The organism is Streptomyces ovatisporus, assembly GCF_042653885.1.
Taxonomy (GTDB): Bacteria; Actinomycetota; Actinomycetes; order Streptomycetales; family Streptomycetaceae; genus Streptomyces; species Streptomyces ovatisporus.
In genome coordinates this window covers 459,747-482,706 of sequence record NZ_JBHSFH010000004.1, presented here as the reverse complement: position 1 = coordinate 482,706, position 22,960 = coordinate 459,747, and the positions used below count along the sequence as shown (strand labels likewise).

The 22,960-nt window shown below is 69.9% G+C and carries 19 protein-coding genes, 1 pseudogene and 1 riboswitch; of the genes and pseudogenes, 12 read left to right on the top strand and 8 right to left on the bottom strand.

The window, feature by feature from the left end; all coding sequences use genetic code 11:
* Positions 1-13: 13 nt before the first annotated feature.
* The 6 genes from ACFPA8_RS06965 to ACFPA8_RS06940 all read right to left on the bottom strand — a co-directional run bounded on the left by ACFPA8_RS06965 (position 14) and on the right by ACFPA8_RS06940 (position 7,391).
* Complete coding sequence (locus ACFPA8_RS06965; RefSeq protein WP_386443857.1) at positions 14-1,114, bottom strand: ABC transporter ATP-binding protein; 1,101 nt, start codon at positions 1,112-1,114, stop codon at positions 14-16.
* Entirely contained in the window at positions 1,111-2,109 is a 999-nt protein-coding gene (locus tag ACFPA8_RS06960) for an ABC transporter permease (RefSeq protein WP_386443854.1), read from the bottom strand. The genes ACFPA8_RS06965 and ACFPA8_RS06960 overlap by 4 nt, the downstream gene beginning before the upstream one ends.
* A 124-nt stretch (positions 2,110-2,233) precedes the next feature.
* Complete coding sequence (locus tag ACFPA8_RS06955) at positions 2,234-4,000, bottom strand: ABC transporter substrate-binding protein (protein ID WP_386443851.1); 1,767 nt, start codon at positions 3,998-4,000, stop codon at positions 2,234-2,236.
* Between the two features lie 85 nt (positions 4,001-4,085).
* A complete protein-coding gene (locus ACFPA8_RS06950) occupies positions 4,086-5,087 on the bottom strand; it encodes an ABC transporter permease (protein ID WP_386443848.1) in 1,002 nt (333 codons plus the stop codon).
* Between the two features lie 538 nt (positions 5,088-5,625).
* The gene (locus tag ACFPA8_RS06945) at positions 5,626-6,399 is read right to left on the bottom strand and encodes an enhanced serine sensitivity protein SseB C-terminal domain-containing protein (RefSeq protein WP_386443845.1); all 774 of its coding nucleotides are present in this window, start codon (positions 6,397-6,399) and stop codon (positions 5,626-5,628) included.
* Between the two features lie 221 nt (positions 6,400-6,620).
* A complete protein-coding gene (locus tag ACFPA8_RS06940) occupies positions 6,621-7,391 on the bottom strand; it encodes an enhanced serine sensitivity protein SseB (RefSeq protein WP_386443842.1) in 771 nt (256 codons plus the stop codon).
* Between the two features lie 237 nt (positions 7,392-7,628).
* On the opposite strand from ACFPA8_RS06940, the gene ACFPA8_RS06935 reads away from it, so the two are divergent.
* Complete coding sequence (locus tag ACFPA8_RS06935) at positions 7,629-8,690, top strand: hypothetical protein (RefSeq protein ID WP_386443839.1); 1,062 nt, start codon at positions 7,629-7,631, stop codon at positions 8,688-8,690.
* A gap of 187 nt (positions 8,691-8,877) precedes the next feature.
* Here the strand turns inward: ACFPA8_RS06935 and ACFPA8_RS06930 are convergent, their stop codons facing one another.
* Positions 8,878-9,465 (bottom strand): AAA family ATPase, encoded by a 588-nt coding sequence (locus tag ACFPA8_RS06930; RefSeq protein WP_386444690.1) that lies wholly within the window; start codon positions 9,463-9,465, stop codon positions 8,878-8,880.
* Between the two features lie 313 nt (positions 9,466-9,778).
* Positions 9,779-9,890: riboswitch (glycine riboswitch) on the top strand.
* 142 nt (positions 9,891-10,032) lie between these two features.
* On the opposite strand from ACFPA8_RS06930, the gene gcvT reads away from it, so the two are divergent.
* From gcvT to ACFPA8_RS06910, 4 genes are all read left to right on the top strand, one after another.
* Positions 10,033-11,187 (top strand): glycine cleavage system aminomethyltransferase GcvT, encoded by a 1,155-nt coding sequence (gcvT, locus tag ACFPA8_RS06925; RefSeq protein ID WP_386443836.1) that lies wholly within the window; start codon positions 10,033-10,035, stop codon positions 11,185-11,187.
* Between the two features lie 203 nt (positions 11,188-11,390).
* A complete protein-coding gene (gene gcvH / locus ACFPA8_RS06920) occupies positions 11,391-11,771 on the top strand; it encodes a glycine cleavage system protein GcvH (protein WP_386443834.1) in 381 nt (126 codons plus the stop codon).
* Between the two features lie 115 nt (positions 11,772-11,886).
* Positions 11,887-13,161 (top strand): serine hydroxymethyltransferase, encoded by a 1,275-nt coding sequence (gene glyA / locus ACFPA8_RS06915; protein WP_386443831.1) that lies wholly within the window; start codon positions 11,887-11,889, stop codon positions 13,159-13,161.
* 202 nt (positions 13,162-13,363) lie between these two features.
* Positions 13,364-14,761, top strand: a complete 1,398-nt coding sequence (locus tag ACFPA8_RS06910) for an L-serine ammonia-lyase (RefSeq protein ID WP_386443828.1) — start codon at positions 13,364-13,366, stop codon at positions 14,759-14,761.
* An 87-nt stretch (positions 14,762-14,848) separates the two neighbouring features.
* On the opposite strand, the gene ACFPA8_RS06905 is transcribed toward ACFPA8_RS06910, so the two are convergent.
* Positions 14,849-15,451, bottom strand: a complete 603-nt coding sequence (locus ACFPA8_RS06905) for a response regulator (protein ID WP_386444688.1) — start codon at positions 15,449-15,451, stop codon at positions 14,849-14,851.
* 901 nt (positions 15,452-16,352) lie between these two features.
* On the opposite strand from ACFPA8_RS06905, the gene ACFPA8_RS06900 reads away from it, so the two are divergent.
* From ACFPA8_RS06900 to ACFPA8_RS06870, 7 genes and pseudogenes are all read left to right on the top strand, one after another.
* Positions 16,353-16,502, top strand: a complete 150-nt coding sequence (locus ACFPA8_RS06900; RefSeq protein ID WP_386443825.1) for a hypothetical protein — start codon at positions 16,353-16,355, stop codon at positions 16,500-16,502.
* A 381-nt stretch (positions 16,503-16,883) separates the two neighbouring features.
* Positions 16,884-18,698, top strand: a complete 1,815-nt coding sequence (locus ACFPA8_RS06895; RefSeq protein WP_386443822.1) for an alpha/beta fold hydrolase — start codon at positions 16,884-16,886, stop codon at positions 18,696-18,698.
* Positions 18,695-19,273 carry a hypothetical protein gene (locus ACFPA8_RS06890; protein WP_386443819.1) on the top strand — a complete coding sequence of 193 codons (579 nt, stop codon included), beginning with the start codon at positions 18,695-18,697 and terminating at the stop codon, positions 19,271-19,273. The genes ACFPA8_RS06895 and ACFPA8_RS06890 overlap by 4 nt, the downstream gene beginning before the upstream one ends.
* Before the next feature lie 151 nt (positions 19,274-19,424).
* Positions 19,425-20,183, top strand: coding sequence for a class I SAM-dependent methyltransferase (locus tag ACFPA8_RS06885; RefSeq protein WP_386443816.1), 759 nt, complete (start codon positions 19,425-19,427; stop codon positions 20,181-20,183).
* Positions 20,184-20,356: 173 nt separating this feature from the next.
* Positions 20,357-21,469: a PP2C family protein-serine/threonine phosphatase gene (locus tag ACFPA8_RS06880; RefSeq protein WP_386443813.1), complete on the top strand. Its 1,113-nt coding sequence runs from the start codon at positions 20,357-20,359 to the stop codon at positions 21,467-21,469.
* A 26-nt stretch (positions 21,470-21,495) separates the two neighbouring features.
* Positions 21,496-21,759, top strand: a pseudogene (locus ACFPA8_RS06875) (sulfite exporter TauE/SafE family protein); the annotation flags it as partial.
* Positions 21,760-22,079: 320 nt separating this feature from the next.
* On the top strand, positions 22,080-22,778 hold the full coding sequence (locus ACFPA8_RS06870; protein WP_386443810.1) for a class I SAM-dependent methyltransferase: 699 nt from the start codon (positions 22,080-22,082) through the stop codon (positions 22,776-22,778).
* Positions 22,779-22,960: the final 182 nt, after the last annotated feature.

The window sequence follows — 22,960 nt, the reverse complement described above, 5'->3', positions numbered from 1 at the left end:
TGCTCGTCCTCACTCACAGCTTCGGCGCGATCTCTTCGTTCCAGATCCGCTCCCGGTCCGCCGTGTCCATGTGGCACGCGGACTGGTGGCCGCCGCCCACGTCGCGCAGTTCGGGGCGTCGGGTGCGGCTGACATTGCCCTTGGGCACGTCCGCGTACGGGCAGCGCGGGTTGAAGGCGCAGCCGTCGGGGATGTTGATCAGGCTGGGCGGGGAGCCCTTGACCGGGATGAGACGTTCGGTCTGGTCCCGGTCGATGCGCGGCATCGAGCCCAGCAGGCCCCATGTGTACGGGTGTTGCGGCTCGTAGAAGACCTGCTCGGCGGTGCCGTACTCCACGCAGCGTCCGCCGTACATCACCAGGATGTCGTCGGCGAGCTCGGCGACGACGCCGAGGTCGTGGGTGATGATGATCACCGCGGAGCCGAACTCCTTCTGCAGATCGCGGATGAGGTCCAGGATCTGCGCCTGCACGGTCACGTCGAGCGCGGTCGTCGGCTCGTCCGCGATCAGCAGCTCGGGGTTGTTGACGAGCGACATGGCGATCATCGCCCGCTGCCGCATACCGCCGGAGAACTCGTGCGGGTAGCTGTTGACGCGCTGGTCGGGCTGGGGGATGCCGACCCGGTCGAGGAGTTCGACGGCACGCTTCTTGGCCGTCTTCTTGTCGACGTCGTGGTGGACCCGGTACGCCTCGACGATCTGATGGCCGATGGTGAAGTACGGGTGCAGCGCCGAGAGGGGGTCCTGGAAGATCATCGCCATCTCCCGGCCGCGCAGCTTGCGCACCCGGTCCGGCTCGCTGCTCAGCAACTCCTGGCCGTCGAGCCAGATCTCGCCCGACAGCTGCGCCTTCTTCCGCCCGTACTGGCCGACGGTGTGCAGGCCCATGATGCCGAGCGACGTCACCGACTTGCCGGAGCCGGACTCGCCGACGATGCCGAGCGTCTTGCCCTTCTCCAGCTGGAAGGAGAGACCGTCGACGGACTTCACCATCCCGTCCTCGGTGGGGAAGTGGACCTTCAGGTCGCGTACTTCCAGGAAGGAGCGTGGGGGACGGGCGTCCGCCGCGGGCTCACCGACCGCAGCGGCACCGGTCTTGTGCAGTTCCGTCATGCGAGCCTCACTCGGGGGTCGATCACGCCGTACAGCAGGTCCACGATGAGGTTCGCGACGACGACGGCCGAGGCGGTGATCAGGGTGACGCCGAGGATCAGCGGCAGGTCCTTCTCGCTGATCGCCTTCAGTACGGCCTGGCCCAGACCGGGCAGGCTGAACGTCGTCTCGGTCAGGATCGCACCGCCCATCAGCGCACCCAGGTCGACACCGAGGAGGGTGATGACGGGGGTCATGGTGGAGCGCATGGCGTGCTTGCGGATCACGACCGCCTCCCGTACGCCCTTGGCGCGGGCGGTGCGGATGTAGTCCTCGCCCATCACCTCCAGCATCGTGGCGCGGGTGAGCCGGGCGTACATGGCGCCGAAGAGGAACGCGAGGGTCAGCCAGGGGAGGATCATCCCGCTGAACCAGTCGGGGAAGCTCTCCGCCATCGGCGTGTACTCGTTGCTGACCAGCCCCAGCCCGTAGGAGAAGATCGCCAGCGACAGCAGGCCGGTGAAGTAGATCGGCAGCGAGACGCCGCCGAGGGCGAGACTCATCGTCACGCGGTCCCAGACGGTGCCGCGGCGCAGCGCGGAGACGACACCCGCGGTGAGGCCGATGACCAGCCAGATGACAGCGGCACCGGCGGCCAGCTGCAGGGTGACCGGAAGACGGTCGGCCAGCACGGGCCAGATCGCCTGCTCGGTCTTGAAGGAGTAGCCGAAGCACGGCGCGGAACAGTGGAGCGTGTCCCCGGCACTGACGTAGTCGCGGCCCGCGATGATGCCCCTGAAGAAGTCGAAGAGCTGGACGAGGATCGGGTCGTCCAGTCCGAGCTTCTGCCGGATGCCCTCCAGCGCGGCCGCGTCCGACTGCTTGCCGGCGAACATCGTCGCCGGGTCGACCCCGGTCCACTCCGGGATGAGGAAGAAGATGCCGAACACCGCCAGCATGACGACGGCGAGCATCACTACGACGGCGAACAGCCGCCTGATGAGATATGTGAGCACTGCTTCCGGCCCGGCGCGGCCGGCGAACTCCCCGGGTTCACCGGGGAGTTCGCCGGACCCACGCTGAGGCCCTCACCTGCCCTTCGTGCCTAGCGGCGGGTGCGCCGGCGGAGCGGTCGGACGGTCACTTGACACCGAGCGTGGCGTAGTCGTACCTGCCGCTGAACGCGTCGGTGGTGGCGACGTTCGTCAGACGGCTGGAGCGCCAGATGATGTTCTTCTCGAACGTGAAGGGCAGGTAGTAAGCGCCCTTCATGACCTCGGCGTTGATGGCGGCGTACTTCTCCGCGGCCTTGTCCTGGTCGAGTTCCGCGATCGCGTCGGCGAACATCTTGTCGATCTTCGGGTCGTCGATCATGGCGTAGTTGTTGTTGCCGTTGTCCAGGATGTACTTGCTGTGCCACAGCGGCATGCCGTAACCCTGACCGGACGGGAAGTCCGGGCCCCAACCCATGATGATGATCCCGTAGTTCTTCTTCTTGACGACCTCGGGGTTGCCGATGATGCCGGTCGTCTGCGCGCCGTCGTACTCGTCGACCTCGGCCTCGATGCCGATCTTCTTCAGCGACGCCTGCATGGCCTCGGCCGAAGCGACCTCGACCTGCTTGTTGTTGCGGACGGCGATGGTGGTCTTGAAGCCGTTCGGCTTGCCGCACTTCTTCAGTTCGGCCTTGGCCTTCGCCACGTTCGGCGCGCCCTCGTTCTTGGCGATGCCGTACGGGTCGAACTTCAGGTCCGAGCCGGGCACCAGCTTCGGCAGCATGTTCGTGCCGATGTCACCGCCGGCGAGCGGGCCGCCGCGCGCGTTCTGGATCGACTTGTGGTCCGATCCGTAGATCATCGCCTTGCGGCAGTGGATGTTGTCGAACGGCTTCACCGTCTGCGGGAAGACCGCGTAGCGGATGTAGCCGGTGCTCGGGTTGTCGATGTTGCCCTTGTGCTCCTTCAGGGCTGTCTGACGACCCGCCGCCTCCATGCCGGTGGCGTTGATGTCCAGGTCGTAGTCGCCGTTGATGAGACGCTTGTCCATCTCGTCGGCGTTCGTCAGCAGCGTGAGCGTGATCTTGTCCGGCAGGGCCTTGCGGATGTTGTCCGAGGACTTCTTCCACTCCGGGTTGCGGACCAGCGACAGCTTCTTGTTCGGCGTGTACGACTCGAACTTGTACGGGCCGTTGGAGAAGGGCTTCAGGCCGTACTTGGACTTGGTGTCCTTGTCCTGGCGCACCGGCGAGGCCGACGGCATCGCGAGCATCTGCTCGAAGTCACCGTTGCGCTTGGGCAGATGGAAGATGATCTTGTCGTCGCTCGGCGTCTCGATGGCGTCCAGGCCGAGCTTGTCCTTGGACTTGTCCTTGTAGGGGCCCTTGTACTTCTCGTCCGGGTCGAGCACGTCCTTGAGGTAGATGGGACCACCGGACAGCACGTCCTGCGCCCACTGGCGCTCGATGCCGTACTTGATGTCCTTGGAGGTGACGGGCTTGCCGTCCTCCCAGGTGATGCCGTCGCGCAGCTCGTACTCGTAGGTCTTGCCGTCGTCGGAGATCTTGGCCTTCGCCTTGGCCAGGTCCGGGACCAGCTCCGAGGACTCCTTGCCCGGGGCCGGCTTGCTCGTGATGAGCGTGCGGCTGTAGTAGCGCATGAAGTCCCAGGCGAAGCCGTAGTAGCCACGCGTGGTGTCCCAGGAGTCGGCGTCCTGGGTACCGATGAACTTCAGCGTGCCGCCCTTTTTGTCGGACGCATTGGCCAGCTTGCCGTTGGCCGCGTTGTAACCGGGGGCCTTGCCCTCACCGTCACTGTCGCTGCCGCCGCCGCAGGCGGCGGTGGACAGCAGCGCCGCGACCGCGACGGCCGACGCGGCGATTCTGCGCCTCGATGTGCGTTGGGTTGTCACGATCTCGAATCCTCCGTGTTGGTCACGGCCCGCACGGCTGCGCAGGGCCCGGGGGTCAGGACCTTCCGGCCCTGTGGGTGGGGGGTCAACGTGTCCCCTTGGGGTCCAGCGCGTCACGCACACCGTCGCCGAAGAGGTTGAAGGAGAGAACGGTGATGAAGATGGCCACACCCGGCACCACCATGAACATCGGATCCGCCTCGTAGTAGCGCACGGCCTGGGAGAGCATCTGCCCCCACGAAGCGGTCGGCGGCTTGACGCCCACACCGAGGAAGCTGAGCGCGGCCTCGGTGAGGATGTTGGTGGGAATCATCAGCGTCGTGTACACGGTGATCGGCGCGATCAGGTTCGGCAGCAGCTCCTTGAAGAGGATGTAGCGCCGCCCCGCGCCGAGGCTGCGGGCCGCTTCCACGTACTCCCGTTCGCGGAGGGAGAGGGTCTGGCCGCGGACGATCCGTCCGATGTAGGGCCAGCCGAAGAAGCCGATCACGAGGATCATCACGGTCAGCCGCACGCCCGTGCCCGTCAGCCCGAACATCTGGTTGGGCACCACGGAGATCAGCGAGATGATGAAGAGCAACTGCGGAAAGGCCAGCAGCATGTCCATCACGCGGCTGATCGCGGCGTCGAGCCAGCCCCCGAAGTAGCCCGCGAGAGCGCCCAGTACGGTGCCGACGACGACCGCGACCATGGCGGAGAGGAAGCCGACGAGCAGCGAGACGCGGGCGCCGTAGACGATGCGGCTGAAGATGTCCCGGCCGGTGCTCGGCTCGATGCCCAGCAGGTGCTCGCCGCTGATGCCGCCCAGCGCTCCGATGGGCGTCTGGAAGAGCGGGTCGATCTTGTCCTCGTGGTGCTGGTCCGGCGGGTGGCCCAGCAGGCCCACGATCAGCGGCGCGAAGACCGCCACCGCTATGAGCACCAGGACCACGATGCCGCCGGTGAGCGCCAGTTTGTCGCGCTTCAGACGGTTCCACGCGATCCGTCCGAGAGACCTGCCTTCGATCGCCTTGTCGGTGGAGCCGTCACCGAGAGCAGGATCGACGGGCGCGGTTTCCGCGGACGTGTCGTGCAGTGGTGCCGTCATCGTGGGGGACCCTCTCTCGGCCGGCGGTGACCGGCCACGCCCGCCGCTGTAGCGGCCAGTTCGCAAGCAGTGCCTACAGAAGGCCATCGGCCTCAACGGTCGGGAGTCTTCATCGGCCCCGCGATCACCCGCCAGTCCCCCTGGGGAAAGGATGCCTAACTGTGATGTGACGCGTCAGGTTCCGTTATACGAACGGAAGCTGGCGACTATCGGAGCCGAAGCGGCCGACGTGCAGCCCTGCCCACCTGCGGGTTCTCACCCGTCCGTCGGCTCTACGCGCGTCGGCTGCTCGTCCGACGGGCCCCTCACGCGCCCCACGCGGCAAGGCAGTCGACCGTCGTTCCGGTCCCGTCCGAATTGGGCCCGGGGCGCGCCGCGTTGGGGCCCCGGGAGGCACGGGGAACGGAGGTCGGGACGCTCGGGTACCCGCCCGCACGTTCACTTGCGGCACGGACACCGCGCGGACGCGCTCAGGACGGCGCGCGCCCATTGCGAGCTCAGGACTGAGCGCGCCGTACCGACTCCCGGCCCGGCGCGCTCAGTACGGACGCGGATAGCCGTAGCCCTGACCCGGACCGGCCTGCTGCGCGGCGTGGGCCGCGGGGACGTCGCGGTCGAAGAACGGCCGGCTGTTGCGGCGCAGCCACATCGCCACCGGGTCGTAGTCGTCCGACATCGCGACGCTCGACACGGGCAGCCCGTCGGGAACGGCGGCGACCGACTCGCGCATCATCTGCTGGGCCGATTCCACGGCCTGACGCCCCGTGTCGTACAGGTCAAGGCCGATCGCGAGATACGCGGCGCCGAGCGCGGGCTGCACCCAGCAGCGGCGCAGCGAGCGCACAGCGGGCGTGCGGTGCGCGTTCTGGCTGAGCAGGGCGTAGAACTGGGCGATGTCCAGGCTCGGTTCGGTGATGCGCAGCGGCCCGGCGGGCAGCTGGTCGAGGCCCATGGCGACGCGGCGCAGGTCGAGCCACGGCACGCCGACACCGCCGCCAGGGGCGTGCGGATTGAGCCAGATCCCCCACCGCTCGGGGAAGAGGGCCGCGGCGATCTCACGGCCCGGGACCACCTCGTGCGCGCGGTCCCAGCCGGAGGCGGCCAGCTCCTGAGGCGAGGTCACGCACGGCGCGTAGCCGTACCCCCCGACCTCCATGTTCCCGTACTGGGCGTCGGGGGAGCCCGGCCGGCCGTTCCAGAGCAGCATCCACACCTGACTGTCGGCGAGCGCGTCGAGCAGCGACTCGTAGGTCTCGTACCTCCCCGGCGTCACCTGCCCCAGCAGCTGCTCGAGGCCTGCACCCGCGCTCACCTGGCCGCCCTTTCTCCGCTGCCGCCCTGCCCGGACGCCGTGCCTGCACGGCCGGCCGGGAAGCGGTCCTGCTCGATGATCTGCTCCGGGCACGCACGCGCGGCCCTCCCCGTTGTCCCCGTCATCAAACCAGCTTACGAGCAGGGACCGACATCACGCCTCGTCCCGGAGCGCTACACCTCAGGTGCGAGAGCCCCGTTCCCGGCCGGCGTGCGGGGGCGTCAGGCCCGCGTGTAGAAGGGGCGCACGCACTGGCGCATCCACTCCACGACCGGATCCTGCGCCGCGTCCAGCAGCACCAGCTGCACCAGCCACCCCACCGGGACACGTCCCAGGGCGCGGCCCAGCGCCTCGTGCGCGGACTGGCGGATCTCGGGGTCGAGGTGGTCGAGTTCGATGCCGACGAAGAGCGCCGGGGCGTCGCCCTCGGTGCTCGCCAGGGCGCGCCGTGCGGTCCTGACGGCGGGCAGCATCGAGAACTCGCCTGCCGCCGCACCGAGGAAGTCCACCGGTTCGTCCTGCCAGTCCGGCTCGAAGAGCCGCACCCGGGCACCCCGGGCCACGCCCCAGGACGCCTGCTCGTTGGGGGTGTTGGCGCACAGCTCCGCGACCGCCTCGGGCGGCAGAGGCATCCCGACCGTGCCCTCCGGGTTCACGGCGATGCCCACCTGGGGCGGCAGGCCGCGGGCGAACTCCCGCGCGGGCGCCACCGTGAAGGACATGTGGCCGCCGACCACGTGCAGGAACTGCTGCTCGGAGCTGAAGACGGGGACGTACGGAGCCCCGTCCAGCTCGACGGTCGGCAGGTCGAGAGCGGGGCTCGCGGGGCCGCCGCCCTCGGGCAGGGGCACCCAGACGCTGCTGCGGGCGAGCACTTCCAGCAGCCGGGCGCCCGCGTTGGGCACGTCGAGGGAGGCCGCGAGGGTTTCCTCCAGCTCGTTGCCGGGCCAGCCTCCGCCGTGGCCCGGTCCGTACTGCTGCGGAATGGTCATGGCGGCAACCCTAGATGAGCAGTCGAACGCCTCGGTCACAGGGAGCTGTTGCGAGAGGGCCCGACCTGTCCGGACGCGGCGGGTGAGGACGCCGGAAGCCCTCTCGCGGAGGGTCCGCGGCCCTTGTACGGCGGGGCCCGTTCACGTATGGCCACTCTCCGGTTGCACAGTGCGACGGGCCTGCGAATCGTGGTCACCGTCCCATCGACTTGCATCGCCCACGGGAGGAACTGCTCCATGCGCGCCACCAACGCGGCATCCGCCGCACTCACCCTCGCGCTCTCGGGATCCCTGGCCGCCGGCCTGGCCGGCCCGGCCGCCGCCGCCACGGACAACGCCCCGACCGCCCCTTCCAGCAGCCGGGGCGCCACGTCCGCGCACCACGACACGGACCACATCCACGTACTGCAGATCCGCGCACTGGGCGGCCTCGGCCGGCTCTCCGACCTGACCGGCTCGACGGTCCAGAACGACGACGTGGAGATGTCGCGCGAGCAGCGGCAGCAGCTGGACTCGCAGCTGCGCCGCGTCCGGGACGCCGTGGCCAGGGCGCGTACCGCGCGGACTCTTCCGGCCACGGGCGAGGTGCAGCAGCGCAGGAGCACGAAGGTCGTCCACATCACCGGCGCCACGGAGGGGTTCCAGACCTCGGTGCAGCGGCTGGCCGACCGTCCCCGTGACGACGCGAAGGCGCGCACCGCGGCGTCGAAGGCGCTGCTCGGGCAGCTCGAAGCGGTCAACACGGCAGCCATGAAGGACCTCGGACTCGTCGCGGAGCAGAGCGGGTCGGAGAAGTCCTCCCCCCGGTCCGCGGACGGCGCTTCGCCGAGGTCCGCGGTGACGACGACGCTGATCGACCGTCAGACCCTCTCCTCCGACCGTCTGGAGCGGTACGACGGTCTCGTCGACGAGGTCGGCGACCTGCTCGAGGACGTCCAGGAGTCACCGGGCGGACGCCTCTCCCGGGAGGACTCCGCGGAGCACGCCGAGGACGTACAGGAGGCGCTGGCGGAGCTGCGGCTGCGCGGCGGGAACCGGGACGGCGCGGCCCTCACCGCGCTGGAGGACCGCGCCGAGGCGCTGCTGGAGACCTCCCGGGGCGGCGACGCACGGCAGAGCCGCGCGGAGGCCCGCCGGCTGGCGAGGGAGACGGTGAAGCTTCTCGCCACCGCGCCCGACGGCCGGGCCACTTCGGACGAGGACTCCGACCTGGATGACCTGGACGGCGCAGACGGCATGGACGGCGCAGACGGCGTGCGGCTGTTCACGGGGAGGCTGCTCTCCCCCCTGCTGGACTGAACGCCGCAGCCGTGCCGGCACTCGGATGCGCCCGGCCGTCCCGCCCGTCCAGCGGGACGGTGGGGCGGCCGGGCGCATCGGGTCCGGCACGCGGAAACCGCCGTTCAGCGGTCGCACACCGGACGCCTCGGTGCTCCGTCGGTCGCTCTGTTCGTCCGTTGGTCGCCCTGTTCGTCCGTCGGTCGCTCTATTCGAAGGCCACGCCCCGCAGGGCCGCCGCCGCTTCCCGGTCCAGCAGCACCACGGACGCGCATCCGCGCGGCAGGCGCCCGGCCTCCGCGTCGGCGAGGAGCTGCCGGACGGCCCTGCGGTGCCGCAGGAAGGCGTAGTCGGACACCCGTCGTCCCCGCTGGGCCTGACCGGCCAGCGCGGCGGAGGGCGGTACGTCGAGCAGGACGAGGTGCATGGCCCGGCCGCGCCGGCGCGAGTCCCTGCCCAGCCAGTTGCGCACCCAGCTCTGGCTTCCGCAGTCGTGCACAACGACGCTCGCCCCGGAGACGAGCGCGCCGCGCAGCCCCGCGTAGTGCGCGAGACGCACCAGCGGCCGGTAGACGGCGTAGGGCAGCCAGCGGGGCAGCAGCGCCGACCACCGCTCCCGAGCGTCCTGGGAGTCGATGCGGCGGACCGTGTCGGCCACGGCGACGACGCGGCGGATCAGCGTCGATTTACCGCTTCCTGGGAGGCCGGAGACCACCACCCTGTCGCCCGTGGGGAAGCGCAGTGTCCGTCTGGCCGCAGTGCCGCGCAGATCGTGCCGGACGACCGGCGTGGACATCTTCGTGGCGGAGACGGTCCGCTCCTGCCGGGAGCCGGGCTGGGAGTATCCCCAGCCCGTCACCGTCGCGTACGTACTGCGCAGGCTGCCCACCTGATCGCCCTCCCCGAATAACGCCGCCGTACGGCGGCTCGTCTCCGAGAGTGTCAAGAAACGGTAATGCGCATCAAGGCGGCGATTGCCCCTGTCCGTGTCCGTTCGGCGCCCGCCGCCGGACCTCGCCCGCTCCCCCGCTGTTCTCCCCGTTGTCCGCACCGTCGACGCGTCTGCGGTGCCATGCCATGATGTGCAGGCCAACTGCATACCGGCCGTTTGAATCCACGCGGGAGAGTTCCCGGCCGCGCGCAGCGACGCGGGTCCGCCGGGGCGCCGAAGGAGCAAGTCCTCCCTTGAATCTCTCAGGCACCGATTACCGCGCAGGACGAGGCAGATCTGAAAAGCGGGCCGCCCCGGTGCGGCTCCACCCAAGGTGCAAGCCACCACCCTGTTCAGGGCTCGTGGCGAACCTCTCAGGTTCCGATGACAGATGGGGAGGACATCCGCGTCACCGAGTCACGGGAGCCTGACATGAGCGACACCGGCGGAACCACCGCGAGCGACCGCCCCCGCACCACCGCCCTGGACGCCACTCACCGCGCGCTCGGCGCGACGATGACGGACTTCGCAGGCTGGGACATGCCGCTGCGCTACGGCAGCGAACGTGACGAGCACGTCGCCGTACGCACCCGCGCAGGGCTCTTCGACCTCTCCCACATGGGCGAGATCACCCTCGAAGGCCCGCAGGCGGGCGAGTTGCTGGACTACGCCCTGGTGGGCAACCTCTCGAAGCTGTCCGAGGGCCGCGCCCGCTACACGATGATCTGCAACGAGCGGGGCGGCATCCTCGACGACCTGATCGTCTACCGGACCGGTGAGCAGCGGTACATGGTCGTGGCGAACGCCGCCAACTCCCAGGTGGTGCTCGACGCGCTGCGCGAGCGCAGCACGGGCTTCGACGCGACCGTGCGGGACGACCGCGACGCGTACGCGCTCATCGCCGTCCAGGGCCCGGAGGCCGCCGGCATCCTGAAGACGCTCACCGACGCCGACCTCGACGGCCTGAAGTACTACGCGGGCCTGCCGGGCACCGTCGCCGGACGCGACGCGCTCGTCGCCCGCACCGGCTACACCGGCGAGGACGGCTTCGAGCTGTTCGTCTCACCCGACGACGCAGTCGCGGTGTGGGAGGCGCTCACCGAGGCGGGCGCCCCGGCCGGGCTTGTGCCGTGCGGGCTGAGCTGCCGGGACACCCTCCGCCTGGAGGCCGGCATGCCGCTGTACGGACACGAACTGTCCACGGCGACAACGCCCTTCGACGCCGGGCTCGGCCGCATCGTGAAGTTCGAGAAGACCACCAACGACGGCGCGTTCGTCGGACGCGAGCCCCTGGAGGCCGCCGCCGCGCGCGCCGAGGAGGCTCCCCCGCGGAAGCTGGTGGGACTCATCGCGGAGGGACGCCGCGTACCGCGTGCCGGGTACGCCGTGGTCTCCGCCGCGGACGGTTCGGTCATCGGCGAGGTGACCTCCGGCGCCCCCTCGCCGACTCTCGGCAAGCCGGTCGCCATCGCCTACGTCGACCCGGCGCACGCCGAGCCCGGCACCGGCGGCGTCGCGGTGGACATCCGCGGCAAGCACGAGCCGTACGAGGTCGTGGCGCTCCCCTTCTACAAGCGGCAGCGCTGAGTCCCGGTTCCGCCCTGCGGACGGGAGTCGCCGATCCCACAGTGCCGGGTGTCGTGGCCGCAGCGACGGGTGGGAAGGATCATCCCCGTGCCCGTGCCGGATGCGTGGTGCGTGCGGCAGGCCGTACGGACCTGTGCGCGGCGCCCGTCCCACTGACCAAGACTGTTTTCCTCCGTCCCCTTCACATCCAGGAGAATCGCACTATGAGCAACCCCCAGCAGCTGCGTTACAGCAAGGAGCACGAGTGGCTGTCGGCCGCCGAGGACGGCGTCTCGACGGTCGGCATCACCTCGCACGCCGCCGACGCCCTCGGCGATGTCGTCTTCGTCCAGCTCCCCGAGGCCGGCGAGTCCGTCACGGCGGGCGAGCCCTGCGGTGAACTGGAGTCGACGAAGTCGGTGAGCGATCTGTACGCCCCCGTCTCCGGTGAGATCACCGAGATCAACCAGGACGTGGTGGACGACCCGGCCCTGGTCAACTCCGCACCCTTCGAAGGCGGCTGGCTGTTCAAGGTCAAGATCTCGGACGAGCCGGACGGGCTGCTCTCCGCCGAGGAGTACACCGCCTTCACCTCGGGCGGCTGATCCCCGCGGACCGCTCCGCCGGCCTGCCCTCCTCCGCTCACAGCCCGCCCACAGCCCGCTCAGTGCCCCAAGTGCCCGCCAAGTGCCTGCCCGGCCCGCCACCAGGGATGGTTCCATGTCGCTTCTGAACAGCTCTCTCCACGAGGTGGACCCGGACGTCGCCGCCGCAGTCGACGCCGAACTCCACCGCCAGCAGTCCACTCTCGAGATGATCGCCTCGGAGAACTTCGCTCCGGTGGCCTCCCTCGAGGCCCAGGGCTCGGTCCTCACCAACAAGTACGCCGAGGGCTACCCGGGCCGCCGCTACTACGGCGGCTGCGAACACGTCGACGTCATCGAGAACATCGCCCGTGAGCGCATCAAGGCCCTCTTCGGCGCCGAAGCCGCGAACGTGCAGCCGCACTCGGGCGCCTCGGCCAACGCCGCAGCGATGTTCGCGCTGCTCAAGCCGGGCGACACGATCATGGGTCTGGACCTGGCGCACGGCGGGCACCTCACGCACGGCATGAAGATCAACTTCTCCGGCAAGCTCTACAACGTGGTCGCGTACCGCGTCGACGAGGAGAGCAGCCGGGTCGACATGGCCGAGGTGGAGCGCCTGGCCCGCGAGCACCGCCCGCAGATGATCATCGCCGGCTGGTCGGCGTACCCGCGTCAGCTCGACTTCGCCGCCTTCCGCCGCATCGCGGACGAGGTCGGCGCGCTGCTGATGGTCGACATGGCGCACTTCGCCGGTCTGGTCGCAGCCGGGCTGCACCCCTCGCCCGTGCCCTACGCGGACGTCGTCACCACCACGACGCACAAGACGCTCGGCGGCCCGCGCGGCGGTGTGATCCTCTCCAAGAAGGAGTACGCGAAGAAGATCAACAGCGCGGTCTTCCCCGGCCAGCAGGGCGGCCCGCTGGAGCACGTCATCGCGGCGAAGGCCGTCTCGTTCAAGATCGCGGCGACCGACGAGTTCAAGGAGCGCCAGCAGCGCACCCTGGACGGCGCCCGGCTGCTCGCCGAGCGGCTGCTGAAGCAGGACGCGGTCGACGCCGGCGTCTCCGTGCTCTCCGGCGGCACGGACGTCCACCTCGTCCTCGTCGACCTGCGCAACAGCGAACTGGACGGCCAGCAGGCGGAGGACCGGCTGCACGAGATCGGCATCACGGTCAACCGGAACGCGGTCCCCAACGACCCCCGTCCGCCCATGGTCACCTCGGGTCTGCGCATCGGTACGCCCGCGCTGGCGACCCGCGGCTTCCAGGAGGAGGATTTCCGGGAGGTCGCCGACATCATCGCCGAGGCGCTGCTTCCCGCCTTCGACGAGGACAAGGCGAAGTCGCTGAGCGCACGCGTCACGGCTCTCGCGGACAAGCACCCGCTCTACCCCGGGCTGGGCAAGTAGCCGGGAACGGGTGACCGAACGTCACCACGCGGCGTCGCGTCGCGGCACCGCAGCCGGAGGGCACGCCGTCGGCATTCCGCCGCGGCGCCCCCCCCCGGCCTGTGACGGAGGCGGCCCCGGCCACTCCCCCGCCGTCCCGGCGGTCCCCGCCGGGGCCTCCTCCACCGCACCGAACCGCACGCAAGGAAAGGAGGCCGCCGCCATGGCGATCTCCGTCTTCGACCTCTTCTCCATCGGCATCGGCCCGTCCAGTTCGCACACGGTCGGTCCGATGCGCGCAGCCCGCATGTTCGCCCGGCGTCTGAAGAACGAGGGCGTCCTGGCACACACGGCGTCCGTACGGGCGGAGCTGTTCGGGTCGCTCGGTGCGACGGGGCACGGGCACGGCACCGCCAAGGCCGTGCTTCTCGGGCTCGAGGGCGAGACCCCGCGGGACGTCGACGTGGAGTCCGCCGACGGGCGGGTGGAGGCCGTCCGCTCCTCGAAGCGGCTGCGGCTGCTGGCCGCCGACATAGGGGACGCCCACGAGATCGCCTTCGACGAGCAGTCCCAACTGGTCCTGCACAGGCGCAAGTCGCTGCCGTACCACGCCAACGGGATGAAGCTCTTCGCCCACGACGCCTCCGGCAGCCTGCTGCTGGAGAAGACCTACTACTCGGTGGGCGGCGGCTTCGTCGTCGACGAGTCCGTGCTCGACGAGGGCGACGGCGCCGCCAGCCCCATCAAGCTCGACGACACCGGGTTGCGCCATCCGTTCCGTACGGGCGACGAACTGCTCCGCCTGACCCGGGAGACGGGCCTGTCCATCTCGGGGCTGATGCTGGAGAACGAGAAGGCGTGGCGCTCGGAGGAGCAGATCCGCGCCGATCTCCTCGAGATCTGGCGGGTCATGCAGGCGTGCGTGGCGCGCGGCCTCACCCGGGAGGGCATCCTGCCGGGCGGGCTGAAGGTACGCCGCAGGGCAGCCACGGCCGCCCGGCAGCTGCGCGCCGAGGGCAGCCGCGAGGTCCACGCCATGGAGTGGCTGACGCTCTACGCGATGGCGGTGAACGAGGAGAACGCGGCGGGCGGCCGGGTCGTGACCGCCCCGACGAACGGTGCGGCGGGCATCATCCCGGCAGTGCTGCACTACTACACCGAGTTCGTGCCGGGGGCCGACGAGGACGGCATCGTCCGCTTCCTGCTGGCCGCGGGGGCGATCGGGCTGCTGTTCAAGGAGAACGCGTCGATCTCGGGCGCCGAGGTCGGCTGCCAGGGCGAGGTCGGCTCCGCCTGCTCGATGGCGGCCGGCGGCCTGGCCGAGGTGCTGGGCGGCGGCCCCGAGAAGGTGGAGAACGCCGCGGAGATCGGCATGGAGCACAACCTCGGCCTGACCTGCGACCCCATCGGCGGCCTCGTCCAGATCCCCTGCATCGAACGGAACGGCATGGCGGCGGTGAAGGCCGTCACCGCGGCCCGTATGTCGCTCCGCGGCGACGGCCGCCACCACGTCTCCCTGGACAAGGCCATCAAGACCATGAAGGCCACCGGCGCCGACATGAAGGTCAAGTACAAGGAGACGGCGCGGGGCGGGCTCGCCGTCAACGTCATCGAGTGCTGAGGCGGCGCGGCGCTCCGGCTGGATGCGGGGTGCCCCGGCTCGCCGGCGGGCCGGGGCAGAGGCGCTGCCCGCCGGCGGGCCGGGGCCTCAGATCCAGCCGAAGCGGCGGGCCACGTGCACGGCTTCGTGCCTGTTGGCCACGTTCAGCTTCCCCATGATGTCCGACAGGTAGTTGCGTACGGTTCCCGGCCGCAGGGCAGCACGCTGCGCGATCTCGCAGATGGGCGCCCCGTCGGCGGCGAGGCCCAGGATGTCCGCCTCACGCCGGGTCAGCGGGGAGTCCCCCGAGGAGAGCGCGTCCGCCGCCATGCCCGGATCGACGTACTGGGCGCCGAGGTGCACCTCCCGGATGATGCCCGCGAGCTGCTGCGCGGAGGTCGTCTTCGGCACGAAGCCCCTTGCCCCCGCCTGGAGGGCCTGCTTGAGATAACCGGGTGCCGCGTGGGATGTGAGCACCATGCAGCGGGTGCCGGGCACGGCGCGCTGCAGGTCGCGGGTGACGGTGATGCCGTCCTTGCCGGGCATGTGCAGGTCCAGGACGCACACGTCGGGACTGTGTATGCAGGCGAGGTCGAATGCCTTCGTGCCGTCCTCGGCCTGGGCCACCACCTCTATGTCGTCCTCGAGGGAGAGCAGGGCCGAGAGGGCCCCCAGGATCATGTTCTCGTCGTCGGCCAGCAGGACTCGTATTGCCACAGCTCAGTCCTTGTCGGAGTGGGGAGCAGGAGCGATGCGATGAGAGGGCTGGACCCGGATCCTGCGATGCGGTCCTACGGCATCGCGGCCTCGCGATTCCAGCCGGGATCGTGCCGTCCCCTGGCCGGTGGGGACGGAACTCACAACCCGGTCGGCACCGGGTTTCGCGCCGGCGCGCCCATCCCCGGACGCGCCGTGAAAACACGGGAGAGCGCGGGAGAGGCGCTACGGGGTTCCCGCCGAAAGGAGCGGAGGACTCCCGGATTTCGCCGCCGCAAGCGAGGAAGGGCCCGGTGGGGAGGGTGGGTTCGACGGCACCGCGGTCACCCGCGGAACCACCTGCCGCCTTCTTTCCGTACCGGCCCCTCGCCCCGCGATCCGGGCTCGTGACGCGTACTCAGTCTCCGTGGTTTTCACGCAACACATTCTTGCCAGCGAGTCGGGGGTGGCAGGTGAGGAGGGTCATCAATCGCCCTGCCGAATGTCACAACGGGCCTATGACATCTGCCAGTTAAGCGGAACAGGATTGTCCACTTATGAGCTCGGAGGCACATCCGGGGCTGTGGCGTCAGTCACATTCACGCCTGCGAGGCACTCAGGCGCGCTCGCCGCAACCTCAAATCCCATGCTCAAGGCATGAGTTGACTCATGGAGCACCCTGACACCTGTCATACGCGACGTGTGACCGACGTCAGGCAAGTGGAATAGACCTGTCCGTTCGTGCTGTGATCCACGTCATACGCACCCCGGTTCCGTGCTGCTTTCATCCACTCCGTGACCGGCGTCACTCGTTACCGGTGGTAGGGGTAACTGGCGCCGGGATCCCTCTCGTTCGCGTGACATCACGGGGGCCGGGGTAAAGCAACGTCTTTCTCTCACACAAGGAGCGATCGCTATGCGCGAGATCATCGTGAAGGCCGAGGAGAAGCTGTCGGAGACCGACAAGGGTCAGGTCGTCGCGGGCCAGACCCCGGTGCTGGCGACCCCGGCCGTCGCCGTCGCCGCGTTCGTCGGCGGCTACACGTTCGCCCAGGCCAACGGCTGAGCGGATGCCGCTGGGCCGGCTCTCCTGAGAGCCCGGCTTTGATGTGACATCCAGGGGCCTGTGTGCAGTCGAAGTGCACACAGGCCCCACCCGCAGGAGAATACCGCCGCAAATCGGGGTCGTTTGGCACCGGTGAGGCGCCCGCCCGAGCACGTATGCGCACCGATCGGCATGGGCTGAACTCCGGCAGAGACGCGACGGCCACGCGAAAGCCGGGCCCCGCCCTCCCGGCACCGCCCGGAAGGGGACGCGACGCCACCGCAAGCGACCTTGGGATCTTCACCCCGCCACCGCTGAATTCACACCAAGGGGACGCAGAACATGCGAAGAAACCTGAGGCCTTTGCGCCGCATTGCACAAACCGTGCTGAAGAGCCCGAGTATGGAGCGGGACCGGGCCATCGGACTCTCCGAACGTCTCGGTGCTCTCACCACCCTCAACTCCTCGCTCGAATACCTCACCCAGCGGAAGCAGATCCTCCCCGGAGGAATGAACGACTGGGCGATCCTCCGGGGCAGCCGGCGGAGCAGCAACCCCCTTCTGCGCAAGGTCTTCGACGCGGTGTCCGAGCCCCGTGCCACCACCGCAATCCACGCCAGCCGTGCCGCGGTGGCCGCATCCCTGCTTCTCCCCGGCAACCACCGATGGCGCGGAGCGGCCAATCTGTACCTTTCGGTCAGCGGCATGCTCATCTACCCCCGTCACATCTTCGGCACCGACGGAACCGACCAGGTCTCCCTCACCGTGCAGGGCGCTACCGGCGCGGCGCGGCTCGTGCGCTCCGAGGAGGCCAAGGACGCCCTGGCGTGGTATGTCGCCCTCCAGTCCTGCCTCTCCTACTCCATCTCGGGCTGGGTGAAGCTCTTCGGCCCGGCATGGCGCGACGGTTCAGCACTGCCGGGCATCATGCGGACGCGCACCTACGGACACGAGGGCATGTGGGCCTGGACGCAGAGGCACCCGAGGACGGCGAAGTACCTCACGCACTCGGTGCTCGCCCTGGAATGCGGGTTCCCCGTCCTCTACGCCTTCGGCGGCCGCCTCATCCGTCCCGTGATCGGGTCGGCGGTCCTCTTCCACGGGGCCAACGCCTACCTGATGGGGCTCGGACGGTTCCTCACCGCCTTCACCTCGATGCACCCGCTCGTCGCGTACACGGCCGTCCCGAAATCCCATCCCGTGGGAGCCAAACGCGACGACCGGATACTCCCCCTGTTCGCAGCCGCACTCGCCGTGGCCGGGGCCAGGGCCGTGCTCTTCGCCGCGCAGCGCCGTACCGCCGTCATCGACGGACCTCCCGACAGCCGCAAGCACACTGCCCGTTCCGGCAACACCCTCCAGTACCGGGTGCACACCCATGGAGAGGCCGGACAGCCGGTGGTCGTCTTCGAGGCGGGGCTGTCCGCCACACCGGAGCACTTCGCCTGGATAACCGGCAACCTGGCGACCGAGACCGAACTGGGACTGGTCTCGTACGCCCGTGCCGGCTACGCGGGTTCCTCCCGCAACGCCGAAGGTCCGTACCGTCTGCGGGAATCCGTCGACGATCTGGTGGACCTCGTGCGTGCCACGGTGGGCGAGGAGCGGAAGGTCATCCTGGCCGGCCACTCGCTCGGAGGAGAACTCGTACGGCGCGCGGCACCGCTGCTCGGCGACCAACTGGAGGGCGTGGTCTACCTGGACTCCTCCCATCCGGCCGAACTCAACCGCTCCGCCCAGCAGTCGGAGAGCGCGGCAATGCTGCGGAAGCTGTTCACGCACATGACGTGGTTCCTGCGCTTGGGGACGGGCGCCCTGCTCGAACGCCCCCACTGGGTCCATCAGCTGCCGAAGTACGCGGGCGACAGCGCGTTCGCGCAGTACGCCGACAGCAGGCTGTGGTCGGCCGCGGCACGTGAATGGGCGGCCCTGGAGGAGGACTTCCGCAGTTTCCGGGGCGACCTCCCGCCGACACCGGGCCGGGGTCTTGTGATCTCCGCACAGGGCACCGTGGACAGTGACCCCCAACAGCTCCTCATGCACGACGAGTTGGCAAAGGCGCATGTGAACGGCGCGCAGTCGCTCGTCGTCGAGGGTGCGACGCACGACGGGATCCTCACCACTGCCGACCACGCGATCCGTGCGGCGAGGGCGATCGCCCGATTCGCAGCCGGGAGCGTCGAGACCTCGGACCAGCAGCAGGAGGCCGTCCAGTGAGCATCACGACCACGCTGAGGAAAGCAGTGCAGGGGCCCGGCGCCGGATGGCGTCTCGCCGGTGCCGCCATGCTCGCCACCACGGTGATCGCACAGCACCCGAACAAGCTCTTCGACCGCATGCGGTCCAGGGACGCGCTGAGTGTCGTCCCCAACTGGCGCTTCTTCGCACCCAATCCGGGGGTTCACGACTCCCACCTCCTCTACCGGACGCTCTCGGTCGACGACGAGACCTCGGAGTGGATTCAGCTCCCGCTGAACCCGGAACGCACCCTGCTGCAAGCGTTCTGGTTCCCCGACCGCCGACTCGGCAAGTCGATCTTCGACGTCGGTGACGAGCTCGTCCGCTTCCTCCAAGAGGGGTTCCAGATGCTGACGAAGCTGCCCTCGTACCGCACGCTGGTGGGCTATCTCCGCCGCGAGATCCGTGAATCCGGGGACGGCGGGCGCGTGAAGGGATTCCAGTTCGCCTTCGCCCGCTCCACCGGCTACGACATGAGCGAGGAGCCGGAGATGATGTTCATCTCCCCCTATACCCCGATGGACCCGGTCCCCAGCCCCGCGCTGGCGCGTTGACCGGCGGTTCCTCGGGAACAGGGGCGCGCGTGCCCGGGTCCCCCGCCCCCCGTCGGGGACACACGGAACGCGCGCCCCGCCTGCTTCGGAAGAGCCGGAAGAGCCAGAAGAACCGCAAGAGCCGGAAGAGCCGGAAGAGAAGGTATTGCGCATGGCAGAGGACGTAGCGGACGTCGGGTACGGAGCGCAGTTCGAGGGCTGGTACGACCGGCTCTTCCCCAAGGACGAGTCCGCGGCGGACTCCGCGGCCCAGCTCGCCGCCCTGCACCCGGACCCGGACGCGGGCACCTGCGAGCTCGGCGTGGGCACGGGGCGCATCGCCGTACCGGTGTCCAGGCACGTGGGGAAGGTGACCGGCGTCGACTCCTCCCCCGAGATGCTGGCCGGTCTGGAGGCCGACCCCGACGCGTCACTCGTGGTGCCGGTGCACGCCGACATCAGGGAGTGGGTGAGCGACGAGCAGTTCGGGCTCGTCTACGTCGTCTGTGCGACCCTCTCCATGATCACCAGCCCTGAGGATCAGCAGAAGGTGCTTCAGCGGGCCTCCGACATGCTCACGCCCGGCGGTCTGCTGGTGATCGAGACCCACAACAAGCCCGCCGTGCTCGCGCTGCACGAAGGCCGCAGGCGCACGAGCTTCTTCGTGCCGTTCCCGCAGCCCGACACCGGTCTGGAGACGCACTCCACCCTGCTGGGGGACGACCTGTGGCACTGCTCGCACATCTGGTACGAGGACGGTCGCAACCGGATCGGGTCGGAGTTGTCACGGCTGACGGCCCCGGAGGAGATCGACGCGTACGCACGCCGTGCCGGGCTCGTCCCCGAGGGCCGCTTCAGCGACTGGGCGGGGGCCGAGTACAGCGAGCAGGCCCCCATGGTGACCGTCACCTGCCGCAAGCCGGAGGCCTGAGCGGCGGCCGGGCCGAGGGGCGGGCCGGGTGACAGCGCCGGGCCGGAGTGACAGCACCGGGCCGGGGCCGGGCACCGCGGGCGTCCGGGCCGGACACCGGCCCCGGAGAGCCGGGCCCGCGGGTGCTCCGGCCTCACGGTGCGCCCCCGTCACCGGCGGTGTACAGAAGAGGTATGGCGCAACGGTTCGTTGATCTCCGCCGGTCCCTCCGGGCGAGTCCGGCGATGGTGCTCCTCCCGGTCGCACTGCTGATGACCGTCGTGGTGGTCGACGTCCTCGCGCCACCTCACATCCACCTGGGTCCCCTGCTGATCGCGGCACCCGCGATCACTCCAGCCTTCGGGGGACCTCGCACGACCGCCCTCGTCGCGGTCCTCGCGGTGGCGGCGCAGGTGATCATCGCGCTGCTGCGCGACAAGGACGAACTCTTCTCCGCCAACCACCAGGCGCAGATCGTCGCCCTGGTCCTGGTCGGCGCCAGCCTCGTCCTGTTCTGCGTGCTGCGGGAGCGGCGGAACCGGGAGCTCAGGCAGGTCCGGCATATCTCCGAGACCGCCCAGCGCCTCATCCTCCGGCCCCTGCCGAAGAAGATCGGCCCCCTCCGGGTCGCCTCCCTGTACCTCGCCGCCGAGGCCGAGGCCCAGATCGGCGGCGACGTCTACGCCGTGGAACGCACCAGCACCGGCACCCGCCTGCTGATCGGCGACGCCCGCGGGAAGGGCATGCCGACCGTCGGGGACGCCGCGCTGCTGCTCGACGCGTTCCACCTCGCCGGGCCCCGCCAGGCACCGCTCGATGCTCTGGCGGCCCACCTCAACGGGAGCGTCACGTGGAACCTCAGCGACAAGGACGACGGCGGCAGATCCGGTGAAAGCTTCATCACCGCTGCGATCCTCGACATCCCCGACGAGGACGACACCGTCCGCATGGTCGACTGCGGCCACCCTCCGCCCCTCGTGGTGCGCGACGGCCGAGTCTCCACCGTCGAAGCCCGCCGGCCCGCGCCTCCGATGGGACTCGGCGAACTGGCCACCCCGCATTACCACGTGGAGGAGTTCACGCTCGAAGCCGGGGACAAGGTGCTGCTGTACACGGACGGCGTCACCGAGGCCCGCGATTCCGCCGGAACCTTCTATCCGCTCGCCGAGCGCATGCAGAGCTGGACGGACTGCCACGTCGAGGCGCTTCTGCACCATCTGAAGCGCGACCTGCTCGCCCACGTCGGCGGGCGCCTCGGGGACGACGCCGCCCTGGTCGCGGTGGAGCGGCAGCCCGCGTCCGCGTAGGAGCCGCGTCCCCGAGCGGGCCGGTCCTCGACGGCGGGTTCGCGAAACTCGGCTTCCTCGGCACCGCCGCCTGGTTCTTCCTCATCGTCAACGTGGTCAAGGTGCCCTTCAGCGCCGGTCCGGGTCTCATCGACGGCCCTTCCCTGCTGCTGGACGCCGCACTCGCCCTCTTCGTCCTGCCGGGCGCAGTCGTGGGGGAGCTGTGCGTGGACCGTATCGATCAGGTGCTGTTCGAGCGGCTCGTGATCGGAGCCACCGTGCTGGGCGGGCTGCAACTGCTCCTGCGCTGACGGCGCCGTCACGGGACGGCGCCCCGCCTGCTCCCGCCGCTGCCCGGCAGCCGGAAAGCGGAAGCCGGACCGGGGGCCGGAGCAGCAGTCGCGACGGCGACCGGAGGGGGGTGCGTGTGGGTCTCGTCTCCGTACTGCGACCCGTCTTCGTGGGCCCCCGGACCGTAGGTACGGTGGTGCCCGCAAGCGCACTGGGCCGCTCCGCGCCGTCGTCCTGCAACTGCTGCGGGCTGCGCGCGGGCCGGCCGTCTCGCCAGGGATTGTGCGCCCAGCCAGACTCCCGGAACGCCACCGACGAACGATCCCGAGAGGCTATGAGCTTGACGAGCGAGACCGGCACCATGCTCCGCGAATTCCTGCGGTCGCCCATCGACACCGGCGCAGTGGCCCCGAGCTCCCGCAGACTCGCCGAAGCGGTGACGGCCCCCGTACCGGAACGCGGGGATCCCGTGGTGGTGGAGCTTGGCCCCGGCACGGGAGCGTTCACCGGCACCATCCAGGAGCAGCTGCGCGGGCGCGGCCGGCACCTCGCGATAGAGATCAACCCGCAGCTCGCCGAGAGGCTCAGCGAGCGCTTCCCGGGTGTCGACGTGCTCAACGCACAGGCCGCACAGCTGCCGCAGCTGCTCGCCGAGCACGGTCACGACAGGGCAGACGTCGTCGTCAGCGGGCTGCCCTGGGCCTCCTTCCCCAAGGACGTGCAGTCCGAGACCCTCTCGGCGATCAGCCGGGTACTCGCGCCGGAGGGCGCCTTCACCACGTTCGGCTATGTGCACGCGAGACGTCTCGCACCGGCTCTGCGCTTCCGGCGGATGCTCCACGAGGCGTTCGAGGAGGTGGTCGCAGGACGCACCGTGTGGGGCAACCTGCCGCCGGCGCTGGTCTATCACGGCAGGCGTGCGCGGCAGACGGCACCTGTCGTCGGCAGCTCCTCCGGGTGCTCCTCCCCCGCGGGTCTCACGGCCGGCGCCCTCCGGCCGGTGCATGCCGCCGACGCCCGTACGTCCTCGGCCGGTTGACGCCCTGGACGGCGTCCGGATGAGAGGCATGCACCGCATACGGGAGGCCGCCGCACGAGGCGCCGCTCAGGTCCGGCCGCGGGGCGGCGCGACCGCTCTTATCAGCCAGTCACGCCGGTTCCGCCGCGGACGGCCCGTCGGACCGCCGACGGGCAACTGCAGCAGCGTGGTCGGGCAACTGT